The 13,261-nt window shown below is 37.2% G+C and carries 8 protein-coding genes and 2 pseudogenes; 4 read left to right on the forward strand and 6 right to left on the reverse strand.

The features are described from left to right. Positions 1 to 21: 21 nt before the first annotated feature. Positions 22 to 2,049 (reverse strand): urocanate hydratase, encoded by a 2,028-nt coding sequence (locus tag acear_RS09955; protein WP_013278887.1) that lies wholly within the window; start codon positions 2,047 to 2,049, stop codon positions 22 to 24. Positions 2,050 to 2,565: 516 nt separating this feature from the next. On the opposite strand from acear_RS09955, the gene acear_RS09960 reads away from it, so the two are divergent. Next, on the forward strand, positions 2,566 to 3,867 hold the full coding sequence (locus acear_RS09960) for an RNA-guided endonuclease InsQ/TnpB family protein (protein WP_013278888.1): 1,302 nt from the start codon (positions 2,566 to 2,568) through the stop codon (positions 3,865 to 3,867). Between the two features lie 79 nt (positions 3,868 to 3,946). Here acear_RS09960 and acear_RS09965 read toward each other — a convergent pair whose 3' ends face one another. From acear_RS09965 to acear_RS12965, 4 genes and pseudogenes are all read right to left on the reverse strand, one after another. Beyond that, on the reverse strand, positions 3,947 to 5,020 hold the full coding sequence (locus tag acear_RS09965) for a Ger(x)C family spore germination protein (RefSeq protein WP_013278889.1): 1,074 nt from the start codon (positions 5,018 to 5,020) through the stop codon (positions 3,947 to 3,949). After that, positions 5,001 to 5,989: pseudogene (locus tag acear_RS09975) on the reverse strand (GerAB/ArcD/ProY family transporter). The gene acear_RS09965 and the pseudogene acear_RS09975 overlap by 20 nt, the downstream one beginning before the upstream one ends. Next, positions 5,955 to 6,445: pseudogene (locus tag acear_RS09980) on the reverse strand (spore germination protein). The pseudogenes acear_RS09975 and acear_RS09980 overlap by 35 nt, the downstream one beginning before the upstream one ends. A 261-nt stretch (positions 6,446 to 6,706) precedes the next feature. Continuing rightward, on the reverse strand, positions 6,707 to 6,832 hold the full coding sequence (locus acear_RS12965) for a hypothetical protein (RefSeq protein ID WP_280956768.1): 126 nt from the start codon (positions 6,830 to 6,832) through the stop codon (positions 6,707 to 6,709). A 112-nt stretch (positions 6,833 to 6,944) separates the two neighbouring features. Here acear_RS12965 and acear_RS09985 point away from each other — a divergent pair, with 112 nt between their 5' ends. Genes acear_RS09985 through acear_RS09995 form a run of 3 tightly spaced genes read left to right on the forward strand, consistent with a single transcriptional unit; the run spans position 6,945 to position 10,834 of the window. Next, on the forward strand, positions 6,945 to 8,570 hold the full coding sequence (locus acear_RS09985) for a spore germination protein (RefSeq protein WP_013278890.1): 1,626 nt from the start codon (positions 6,945 to 6,947) through the stop codon (positions 8,568 to 8,570). Then, a complete protein-coding gene (locus acear_RS09990; protein ID WP_013278891.1) occupies positions 8,560 to 9,645 on the forward strand; it encodes a GerAB/ArcD/ProY family transporter in 1,086 nt (361 codons plus the stop codon). The genes acear_RS09985 and acear_RS09990 overlap by 11 nt, the downstream gene beginning before the upstream one ends. After that, on the forward strand, positions 9,638 to 10,834 hold the full coding sequence (locus tag acear_RS09995; RefSeq protein ID WP_013278892.1) for a Ger(x)C family spore germination protein: 1,197 nt from the start codon (positions 9,638 to 9,640) through the stop codon (positions 10,832 to 10,834). Before acear_RS09990 ends, acear_RS09995 begins: the two co-directional genes overlap by 8 nt. A 496-nt stretch (positions 10,835 to 11,330) precedes the next feature. On the opposite strand, the gene acear_RS10000 is transcribed toward acear_RS09995, so the two are convergent. Continuing rightward, complete coding sequence (locus acear_RS10000) at positions 11,331 to 13,145, reverse strand: GTP-binding protein (protein WP_013278893.1); 1,815 nt, start codon at positions 13,143 to 13,145, stop codon at positions 11,331 to 11,333. Between the last annotated feature and the right edge of the window lie 116 nt (positions 13,146 to 13,261).

A 13,261-nucleotide genomic window follows, 5' to 3' on the forward strand; every position in this document is an offset into this window, starting at 1 on the left:
CTTATAATTTATTATTTGCTACTAATTCTGCTCCTTTAAAGAATTAGCAACAGTATCCTCTACTAATCCTTCCTCAGGCTGATAAGGAAGTGTTGCATGGCCTTTAGCTCCATGTTCTTTATTCCAGTCCATCATTGTCTCAATTGCATTTTCATTTCTCGCCCAGGCTCTACGTGCTACACCGCTGTGAACATCCCAATCAAGGGCTGACTTAATAATTTCATCTACCCGCTTACTGCCGTCAAGTACTAAACCGAATCCACCGTTAAAGGCTTTACCAATTCCAACACCGCCGCCGTTACTCTCTACAGCTAATGTCATACCGCGAGCACAGTTACCAGCAAAACAGTGAACGGACATTTCAGCCATAATATTACTACCATCTTTAATATTAGCAGTTTCTCTAAATGGTGAGTCTGTACCGCTGACATCATGGTGATCACGGCCTAACATAACAGGACCAATCTCACCTTCCCTTACTAATTCATTGAATTTAAGAGCAATCTCAACTCGACCTGGACCATCAGCATATAGAATTCGGGCTTTAGAACCAACAACAAGCTCATTCTCCTCAGCATCAGCAATCCACTGATAATTATCATAATCCTGAGCTCTGCGATCAGGATCGATACATTCCATAGCAGCCTGATCTGTCTTTCTTAAATCTTCATCCTTACCGCTCAAGCAGACCCAGCGGAAAGGTCCATATCCGTAATCAAAACAGATCGGCCCCATAACATCTTCTACATAGGATGGGAAGATAAATCCTTGAGTAGGATCATCCTCATTCTTAGCTATCTCCTTAACTCCAGCATCATAAACTGCCTTCATAAAGCTGTTACCGTAATCAAAGAAGTAAGCACCGCGGTCTACAAGCTTTTTAATCAAACTATAATGCTTCCTTAATGACTTATCAACTTCTTTTCTGAACTCTTCAGGCTTATTATTTAGTAGCTCACGTCCCTCTTCAAATGTAAAACCAACAGGGTTATAGCCTCCAGTATAAGGCTCATGGCAGGAAGTCTGATCAGATAAAAGATCGACTTCAATATCATTCTCTACTACATAATCCAATAAATCAACAACATTACCGTGATAAGCTATAGATACAGCTTCACCGCTCTGTTGATACTCTGCTACCCAGTCAAAGATCTCATCTAAGTCATCAGAAATCTTGCTTAACCAGCCCTGCTCATGTCTAGTCTCAATTCTGGATTCATCAACTTCAGCAATTACACCGATACCACCGGCAATCTCAACTGCCTTAGCCTGGGCACCGCTCATACCTCCTAAACCGGAAGTAATATATAACTGTCCAGATAGATCCTCATCTAAATCATTATCCAAAAACTTACGTCCGGCATTAAGTAAAGTATTATAGGTACCGTGAACGATTCCTTGCGGTCCGATATACATCCAGCCTCCAGCTGTCATCTGACCATAGTTGGCTACACCTAAAGCAGCAGCCTTATTGAAGTTCTCTAAATTATCATACATACCCACCATTAAGCCATTAGTCGAAATTACACGTGGCGCTTCAGGCTTAGATGGGAATAGACCTAAAGGATGGCCGGACTGGACTACCAATGTCTGATCCTGAGTCATCTCCTGTAGATACTTCTTAATTAGTCGATACTGCATCCAGTTCTGACAAACCTGGCCTGTCTCTCCATAGGTTACTAATTCATAAGGATATAGGGCTACATCGAAGTCCAGATTATTATCGATCATTAACTGTAAAGCCTTGCCTTCTAATGTCTTTCCCTTATACTCATGGATCGGCTTAGCCTTAATCTCACCCTCTGGACGATAGCGGTAACCATAGATTCGACCATGTGTTAACAGCTCGTCCATAAATTCTGGTGCTAACTCTTCATGCAGCTTAGGCGGTATATACCGCAGAGCATTCTTTAAAGCAAGCTCCATCTCCTCCTGGCTTAGATTCAACTCCCGCCTTGGGGCCCGTCTAATTCCTTCTTTAAATTCAGTCTTTTCTGGCAATTCATCGGATAACTTAATCTTCATTGCCTTAGATACATCAAATTCCATATTATAATCCTCCCTTATTATTTATCCTAATCAAATATTTATTTGCATCTTCATTATATAGAGCTACCGTCAAAAAAGAGTCAACATTGCTAAAATTCTGCTCTATTATTTTATAAATTTTATTTGATTCAAAATAAAACTGAGAAATTAAAATTTTATGTCGAGATTCCAATCCGTCTAATATTAACTGTTACCTTAATCTCTGTCTCGGCCTGCTTAAAATACTGCGGCCAATCTTCTACATTAAATTTTTTAGGACAAAAAGTAAAGAACCCACCCTTATTTATATGGGTGATGAATTTACTAACCTATTCTTTGATTCAATATTAAAGAATAGGTTATTTTTTGTTTAAATATTAACTATATGTAATTGTATTAAGCCTTGATATTATTGCTATCTAAGGCATTATATGATATACTATATATAAAAGGTGATAACAATTGAGTAACCAAAATAATCTAATTCATATTGGAACATCTATTTATAATGTTGGCTATCATAAGGAGGTGAACTAATTGAAGTTAGCTAAATATTTTATTCATAAACCTAATCAAACCCAACAAATTGTATTAGGTTGTTTAGCTTATGCTAGTGCTAGGTTATATAATATCGGCAATTATCAACGTAAAAATTGGTCTAAAGATAGTGATAAAGAGTATCCTGATTGGTATAAACAAAAAAAGCAATTAAAAGAAAATTTTTGGTATAAAAATTTACCTTCTCAAACAGCACAGGAAACACTTAAAATTTTAGCTGATAACTGGGATAGTTTTTATCAAAGTAAAAAAGATTATCAAAATAATCCTGATAAATATACTGGTGAACCTAATCCACCTAATTATAAACCTAAAGACAGTAAATTTAACTTCCGTTATCTCAATAATGGTTTTAAAATTATTGATGGTAAGTTAAGATTATCTATTCCTAAACAGTTAAAAAAGTATCTAAAAGAGGAATACTCTATTACCAACAAATTCTTATGGATAAGAGTGCCTAATGAGCTGTTATCCAGTAATAGAGATGTCCTTAACTCAACTACTAGAATTGAGTTTAAACCTTTAAGCGATGATACTTATAAGGTAATCTTAACTTATAAAGTAGATACTCCTACTATTAAAGAAGATAACGGTAATTATTTAAGTATTGATCTAGGCATTAATAATCTAATGACTTGTTACAGTAATCAAAATCAGGAAAGCTTTATTATTGACGGTGGACAATATTTAGCTATTAATCGTTATTTTGATAAAAAAATCAAACATTATCAATCTATTTTGAATGGTCAAGGTAAAAAGACTTCTAAACGTATCCAACAATTATATAAAAAACGACGCAAGCAGCTGTTTCATTTAATCCATAGTGCAACTAAAAAAGTAGTTGACTATTGTATTAAACATAATATATCTAGAGTAATCGTTGGTGATATAAAAAATATTCGTGATGATGCTGACCTAGGTAAACAGAACAATCAAAAACTCCATAAACTACCTTTTGATATTATCTATCACCAACTAGAGTATAAACTTAATTTACAGGGGATTACTTTAATCAAGAAGAGTGAAAAATATACCAGTCAATGCAGCCCTTACAGTAAAAAAGTAACTAAGAAATATGGTGATAAGTCTAATCGTATTAAACGCGGCTTATATGTGGACAAAAATAATAATCAAGCCTTTAATGCCGATAGTGTAGGTTCATTTAATATCTTACGCAAATACTTACAGCAGCGACGTAAAGGAAAAGATATTACTTTGCAGGTTAAAGGTTTATCAAATCCAGTTAAATATAGCTGGAATGATCATCAATTTGCAGCTTAAAAGTAACTCCAAGTCCAGTCAGTATTAACTGGATAGGAGTAGTGGCGTTGGACACGCCGAATGGGTAACTTGCTTGATGTTACGGGTAACTCCCATAAAAGCAGGCGACCATGAAGCTCGGTATTTCAATGCCGAGTAGTTCACGGTCTTTCACTTTTACTCTTCGACCGATTCCGATGGCATCACTCTTATATTTCTGTAATTCAGTAAATAAGTTATCAATCTCCTTCTTAAGAGCTGATTCTAAGTGACGTTCCATATTAGCTAAGGCTGTTTTATTATCAGTTAGTCGTTTAGATGATGTATTCTCTACTACATCAACATCCAGTTCTAGATTAATATTAAAAGTGAATTTGCCGTCATGATAACTGGGTTTAATTTGAGAATTAGTCTGTTGAACATAGTAAGTAACTATATGATTATCAACTTTGAGTGCAATTTCTCCTTTACTAAAGTTTTCTTTCAGTAGTGCTAAGGATCTAGTCTCCGGTACTTGTAGCTTCCCTATCATCTTATCCTTCCTAAATAGAGCAGTGCCTATAATCTTGATATCAGTCTTACCATACTTGATTATTGGAATCACAGGTTCAATACCTGTAGTCTTTAAGTTGCTAAAGAAATTGGTTAGATTTCTCTCTGGCAGCAAAGTATTACGCGAGGTAGTTCTAAATAGTAGATCAAGATATTGGCCTCGATTTTCCGTAGTAGGAACTTTAACTTTTTTAATTTTAGCAGCTTGCTTAGGAGTAATAGCAAGTAAGACTGAGCCTGGGATCAGCGGATTACGCCACAGAGCATCAATTTGAGGCAGCAGTCCCTCTTTGGCAACTTCCTTACTAAAGATAATTGTCTTTAGCATCCCTAATGAGATAACACCAACACTCCTATTCTGTAGATTATTGATAGCATTCTCAATTGAATAGGCTGTCACTGATAGATTATTAACCTTTTTAGGCGCCTTAGGACGTAAAATTGGAAATTGGAGTGAGTATAAGTAAGGGGCTGCGACCTCCTCTTTAGCCTTATCAACTGTTATATAACTTGGAAATTGGGTCTGTTCTATTTCTCGAATATCCCAGCAGCCTGTTAAAGGCAGTACAGTAAAAATTAGAATCAACAGAATTAAAATCTTTTTAATCATGCCGTTGATCACCTCTAACCCCTCTCCATTTAGCAATTAATAATATTAAGATTGGAACCCCAAAGACTAAAACAGTTCCCGTTTGGGCTACGAAATTAATATAATCAAAGACTTCTAACACATTATCCGGTAAAAAGGCAATCCCGATAAGCAGCGGAAATAGAATTAGATTGCTACGCCGATGATCTTCCCACTTAAATAGCTGGGTTAAGCTGTAACTGGCCATATGAGAGTAGGCCTGTACACTTGTAAAGGCTACTGCAATCCATAAGAAGAGAAAGATAAATTCCAGACGGCCGAATACTTAAAGGCTTTTCTTTTCTGTTTGATAAAGGGAAAGATTAATAACAGAATCTCCGGTCCTATATAACTGAACGTAGCATTAAAACTCCCCTTAATTATAGTCTTGATTCCTGTTCCAAAGACCGGCTGCAGATTTAATAGATCGATTTCAAAACCGGCAGGTACTAAAAGTAAGAAAGCAGGAGCTAAGGCAAAAAATAAGAACTGGTGAAGTCGGGCCATAGTTTTAAAGCCCATATTGGCTGAGTAAAGAGCAACTAGAATTAATATAGTCAGATTAACTAATATAGGAGTCTGAGGTAGAACAAAACTAGTTAAGATAGTAGTAAAGTGGCGGGCAATAATAGCTGCTGTTGAGGCGCTATAGAGAAAATAACTGACACTAATTAAACTACCAAAATATTTACCTAGGATCTGCGGGCTATATTCAATAATTGTCTGCCGGGGAAAACGGCTGGCCAGACGATACATAATAAATAGTGCTAAGACCCACATAAATCCACTAATTATAATTGCCAACCAGCTATCCTGCCGAGCAGTTTCCGAAATAGTCCGTGGTAGAACAAGAATTGCTGATCCTACACAGATTTGAATTATAATAAAGACTAATTGACTACTGGAAAGCTGGTACTTCTTAATCTCTTCACTCCTCATCTGTTTGATCTCCTCCATTATCATAATCTCCTTCTCGATCCTGCTGGTCCTGCTGTTGAGTTGGTATCGATCTAGGACGTGTTGACATTAGTCTAAGTGGTGCTCGCAGAACTGTATCTTTAAGATCTGACCACTTTATTGGACCAAAGGGAGCAAAGTAAGGCTGGCCGAGACTCTCTAAACTACAGAGATGAATCAAGATCAACAGCCAGCCGACCATGATTCCATAAACGCTGAATAGAGCTGAAAGAATCATCATCGGAAAACGCAGTAATCGCAACGGAATTGCTGCTGAATAACTAGGGATAACAAAGGTAGCAATCGCCGTCAAGGCAACTACAATCACCATCGGCGGACTGACTAAACCGGCACTAACGGCTGCATCACCCAGGATAACCCCCCTACTACACCGATAGTCTGACCAATGGGGCCTGGTAGTCTGATTCCTGCTTCCCGCAGAAGCTCTAGACTGAACTCCATAATAAAGGATTCTAAGTAAGAAAGGAACAGATAAAAGAAAGAATCTATAAATAATTTCAGATTGAAATTAAATGTTAGCCTTGCCCAAAATATTTTCAGTATCCTAACTGCTATCTTATGCTAGTAAGATGATTACATTAGGCTACCTTAAAAGTTTTGAGCAAGGAATAAAATCTGTAGTGATTTAATTATACGAAATCAACGTCAAAGTAGAGTCAAAAATAAAGTTTAACCCTGGTTATATAGTAACAGCCAGGCTTCTTAGGCCTCTACCATAGCTACTAATCGGATATTAATACTGGAAGCAGCCAGCTCCTGGACTCCTAAAACTGTTGGGCCATCATCAATTAATTCATTATACTCCGATTTAATTTCTTCACATAACATATTCAATCCTCCACTAGACTATCATGTTATAATTTTATGGAAACAATGTATATATTTTACTTTAATGCTAAAAATATTAATGATTGATAAGAACTAATAAGGAGGATACAGTATGTGGCGCTACTTAAAAAACTGGATTAAAGATATGTATACTCTACAACAGAATAAACGAGGAACTACTAAAGAAAAATTCTTTAATGACTTAACTAGAAATGAAGAATTATTAACTAATAAATTTCAAAATATCGATGATATTAAATTTCGCCATCTTAAACTAACTAACGAATCTAATCAGCAAATCGATGCTACCCTTGTTTATATTACTAATTTAATAGATAAAGAAATAATCAATAATAACATTATAAAACCACTCTTATCTGAAGACAACCAGAATTTATCACTTGCAGAAAAAGATACAGAAACTATTAGCAGTAAAATTATAGATGCTGAAAATATAGAAAGAATAGATAAAGTAAATAAAGCAGTTAATGATATTTTAGCCGGTAAATCCATCTTATTAGTTGACCAAAGCTCTCATGTGCTCAGTATTTCCACTCAAGGCTGGGAAGAAAGAAGTGTTGAACGGCCAATAACTGAACGTACTGTCCGCGGACCCAGCGATGGGTTTACTGAAAATATCAAAACTAATACTGGGCTAATCCGGCGTAGAATCAAAGATAAACAATTAAAGGTCGAATCCTTTACTAAAGGCAGCTATACTAATACCCAGATTAATGTACTATATGCTGAAGATATAGTAAATTCTAAAATCGTTGCTGAAGTCAAAAAGAGACTAAACAGTATTAATGTAGATCAAATTACAGGGCCTAGACATATCATGGAGTTAATTGAGGATAACCCTCTTTCTCCTTTCGATACAATTTATGAAACTGAACGCCCTGATATAGCAACGGCAGGAATGTTAGAAGGAAGAGTGACTATTTTAATCGACGGCTATCCCACAGCTTTAGTAGCACCTATGTTATTTATGGAAAATTTAGTCAGCCCTGAAGACTACTATTACAACTTCTACTATACTCTGGGAGCTAGAGCAATTAGATTCTTAGGCTTTCTAGTTAGTGCTCTGCTGCCGGCAATCTATATTGCAATTTTGGCCTTTCACCAGGAGGTATTGCCTATCACCCTAGTTAATAAGATCTATTCAGCCCGGGAAGGAGTTCCTTTTCCGATTGCTATAGAAATGATTATCTTTGGTGCTTTCTTTGAAGGAATTAAAGAAGCAGGAGCCCGCATTCCCCAAGCTTTAGGCCCTTCAGTAACTATTGTCGGAGCCTTAATCTTAGGCGAAGCGGCCATTAATGCTGGATTGTTAAGTCCTGATAGCGTAATTATCGGTTCAATAACCGGAATCTCTATCTTCTTGATGCCGACAACAGAGTTTAATAATACTCTACTGTTAATTAGATTACTATTCGTCCTAGGTGCTGCTACTAGCGGTTTCTTCGGTATAACGCTAGCTGTACTATGGATTACAATGCATTTAACTAATTTAAGATCTTTTGGAATACCATTTATGAGACCAGTAGCCCCACTTCAGCTGCAGGATCTAAAGGATTTCTTTATGCGGGTACCCTATCTAGTAATGAATACCCGCCCTAAATCACTAGAAACTGAAGAAGTAAACCGCCAGAATAATCAGCCGATAAAAAGATTCTTCTTTAAGTACGATTTACAGGAACAGGATACTAAAAACGAGGTGACAGATAATGAAAACTAGAATTTCTCCTTACCAGGCAACTCTATTATTAGTATCAACTATTATAGGTACTGCCATAGTACTACTGCCTACATTAATAGTTCAGGATGCTAAGCAGGATGCCTGGCTGTCAGGAATTATCTTAATTGCTTTTGCTCTCATTATTTCTATTATCTATTCTCTAATCGCTAATAGAATGGAGCGTACCGACTTAATAGCCTTTAGCCGCCAGACCTTTGGTCAGATTATAACTACTATCTTAACTGGAGGCTTAGTTATCTATTTTGTAATTACTAGCGGCACTGTAACCCGACAGATATCTGAAATTATGGTCAGTACCTATCTTCCAGAAACTCCACTCTGGTTTTTAAATTTAAATATTATTTTAACTGCGGCTGCCTTTGTTTACTACGGTCTGGAAGTTACAGCTCGTGTACTGGAAATTATCTTTTATCTCTTTTTAGTTACTTTTTTAATAGCAATTATAATCTTAACTAAGGATATGTCGCCGGCTTTTCTACAGCCTGTATTAAGCGAAGGCTTTAAACCTATATTAAAGAGCATCTATCCGGGACTAGTAATCTTTGGTGAATTCTTTATAGTTTTAATCTTTGCTCCGCAGATAGCAGAACCGAATAAAGTCTATAAATCCTTAGTTAGTTCAATAGCAATTAGCGGCGTTTTAATGATGATTGTTATTCTTTCAACATTGATGATTTTTGGACCGGGAATGACAGCTAATCTAACTTTTCCGCTCTTATCGGCTCATAGATATGCTCAGGCTTTAGGTGTTATTGAACGATTAGATCCGCTATTTATCTTTTACTGGGTTGGAGGAGGAGTATTAAAAGCAGCTATTTTCTTTTACGGTGCTGTCTATACTATTCAAAAGTTATTTCGTTTATCTACTTATTATATAATAATTCCCTTTACAATACCGCCTATCTTCTATATCTCATCCTATTACTTTAAAAATGTAAGGGAATTAGCAGACTTTCTACATCAAATGGTGCCCTTGTATATAGCTATACAAGTAGTCTATCCTATTTTATTATTAATCTTTAGTACCTTACGAGGAGTTGATTCTAGTGACTAAACTAAAACAGATACTCACTATTCTTCTCATCTGCTGTTTAGCAACTATTGTCAGCGGCTGCTGGAGCAGTAGAGAATTTGATTCTCTTGCTTTAGTAAAAGGTATCGGAGTAGACTTAGCTAAAGAAGAAGACCGCGTTAAATTCACTGTTCAACTGAGCAAACCCCAAGAACAACAAGGTGGAGGACAGAGTGGAGGTGCTGCACAGCAATTCTGGACTACTAGCTCTACCGGTTATAGTATCTTTGAAGCTAACCGTAATTTAGTCAAAACAGTAGGCCGTCAACCCTTCTATTCCCACAGTGAAGTAGTTATTATCGGTGAAGAGCTGGCCCGACAGGGTATTAAACCCTATATTGACCTCTTTAACCGCGATCCTGAACTGCGTCGGCGGGCCTATATAGCTATTGCCCGGGGCGAGGAAGCAGAAAAGATCCTACAGAGTTCCCATGGAATTGAGCCGCTTTCAGCTATTGCAGTTAAACAAATCATCAACGGTCAGAGTATAACTGGGACTATCTTTGCCAGTGATCTGCGTGAATTCACAATTTCAATGCTCAGTGATACTAAGGATACAGTTACTGCTCCTATCCAGTTAAAAGAAGGAGGACCTAAAGAAGAGTCGAAAGAAGAAGAAAAGAACTTACTTTATATTAATGGCGGAGCAGTCTTTAGAGATGATAAACTAGTTGGTTGGTTAACCCGTAAAGAAACTCGAGGGCTTAACTGGGTGCTTAAACCTAACGAAGTAACCGGCGGGATTTTAATCAAAGCCCCCGATGAAGAAGAAAAGATTACTATTGAAACAGTCCATGCTAAATCCCAAGTAGAAGCCCAATTAGAAGATAACCACTTCAAAATAAAATTAAAAATAGATGCTGAAGGTAGTATCGCTGAAGATTTAAGCCGCAATTATAATATCACTCGCGAAGCTAATATTTCTCAATTAAATAAGCGTTTTGCTCAAGTAATTAACAACGAAATCATTAATGCGCTCAAGAAGAGCCAAAAGTATAAAGCAGATATCTTCGGTTTTGGTGAAAAAATTAATGAAGAGTATCCACAGGAATTTAAGAAAAGAGTGGATAACTGGGACAAAATCTATGCTAAGCTTCCCGTAAAAATTGAAGTTACAGCAAATATTAGACGGCCAGGGTTAATTGAAGAAGGAATTGGAACTTATAAGTAAAGTTTGTATTTTAAGTTTCCTCTACAAAAGTAAATTACCTTATTCACTATGGTGGGTTCACAACACTATTATCCCTTACCATACCAAACGGTTTGGGACTACATTTGACTTACGAACCCTGAATATTTTACACGAACAAGGATTGGTGTTCGTAACCTCCAATATTCACTTGTGCAATTAACAAGGGGTCGAACCCACTAATGGTGAGTTGACATTACCGAATTCATGGAAAGAAAACCCCGTTAATATTAAATCGGCGGGGATGAATTTCCATAAACTATACTTAAAAGTATAGTTCACTTATGTTATTAAACTCCCTAATTCAGCTAAGTAATCCTTTAAAGCAGTATATTTTTCTTCTACATGATCCATGATTTTATCCCTCCACTAATATCATTTATATCACCTGCATTAGTCAAACAGCTAACCAACATACTTAAAGCAGGTACTACTCCTGGGCTGGTACAGATCTATTCTTGGTTAATATTCCATATAATTATGGTTTGAAGATGATTTCCTGCTCCTGTAATAATCCTTTAATCTTACCTGCTGCTTCTTTCTCAGACTCAAACTCCGGTATATGCAAATCATAATTAATATCCGTAGTTACATTCTTTCCTAACCAGACTGTCTTTATCTTATCAGGATTCACAGTAGTCTTAATCAACTCTAAATCATCCTGAGTTAACTCCACAGCAGTTACAGCTAAAATCGCTCCTGCATCGAGCATAATATTCGATACTTCCGCCAGTCTCCTCAAGTGCTCCTTCCGGTGATTATTCTCTTCTGTTCCTTTAATATCCGCATCCACACCATATAAGACATTACCGATTCCTAAAAAGTAAACTATCTTACTGTCATTGAATAGTCGCTTCTCCAAAGCCTTAGCCGTCGGCTTCTTACCTACATCTTCTTCGCCGGTAATTAAGACTAAAGTAGACTTCTGATTATACTTCTCAGCCCGTTCATCATTAGTAATATGACTCTTCTCCCACTTATAATTTCTGAGCATTACCTTCTCTCGAATCCAGCTCTGTTTATCTTCTAGGGCTTCTTGTACTATACCGCCACCGGCAATCTCATGCTCATCTACAATTACAAACCGGCTGGTTTCAGCTATTTCATTGGCTAAATCAAAAGCAATTGCTTTATCCAGCTTCAAGATGCATTCCGCTACATCATGTCTTTCTATCCTATCTTTTGCTTCATTCTGACTCAAATCCGAAGCATCGATTACTCGTTCAATCTCTTCTATTCTAGCTCTTACTTTAGCTGTACCGAGCTTTAAGTAATACTCCTTATCTTTAGTCATTTCCTTTCTACCTAGCCAAAAGATATTGGCTTTAATTCGAGATGTAGATTCTGGCTGTGGCTCATCATCAATAGTAGCTACTTCACCGCGGGTAATATAGATCTGTTCCTCCAGAGTAAAGCCGGTAGACTCTCCTACACTGGCACTTACTGTTGTTGGTCTGTTAAAACCTTCAATCGACTTAACCGTACTCTTCTTACCCGAAGGATAAAAGACTACCTCATCACCAACATTGACCTGACCAGAAGTTATTGTCCCGGCTATAATCCGGCGATCATCACCGCCTTTAGTAAACTTATAGACATCCTGCACCGGCATTCTAAAGGGTTGATCCATCGGTAACTCTTCCGCAGCAAAGCTGTCCAGCACTTCCAATACAGTCTCATCTTCATACCACGGCGTATTATCAGATAGACTAGCGATATTATCGCCTTCCATACCGCTGACCGGCAGAAAAGTCTCCGGCTGTATATCTATCTCATGTAAAAACTCCGTATAATCCTCCACAATTTCATCATAAATTTCCTGATTATAATCAACTAAATCCATCTTATTAACCAACACAACTATCTGATCAATACCTAGCATCGACAACATATAGCCGTGCCGCTTAGAATTCTCCTGGATTCCTTCATCAGCATCAATCACCAACAGAGCAGCCTCAGCTCTAGCCGCTCCCGTCACCATATTCTTCAAAAACTCAATATGCCCCGGCGCATCAAGAATAATATACTCCCGCTTCTCCGTCTCAAAGAAACACCGCGCCGAATCTATAGTAATTCCCTGCGACTGTTCATCCTTTAATGCATCAAGTAAGAAAGCATACTCAAACGGCTTAGAATTCTTGCGGCAGGTCTTCTTGACCTGTTCAAGCTTACCTTCAGGTAACGAATCCGTATCAGCCAGTAACCTACCGATAATCGTACTCTTACCATGATCAACATGACCAGCAATCACTATATTCAAATCTTCCTTCTGTTCAGCCAATTCCGTAGTCATTAACGACTCTCCTCTACTAGTAAATATTCTTTTGACACTAGACTTACACGAGACTGTACACCAGACTATTTTCATCATAACATTTCCTTAACTTAATATTCAATACTTCTCATTAT

The sequence above is a fragment of the Acetohalobium arabaticum DSM 5501 genome, assembly GCF_000144695.1.
GTDB lineage: Bacteria > Bacillota > Halanaerobiia > Halobacteroidales > Acetohalobiaceae > Acetohalobium > Acetohalobium arabaticum.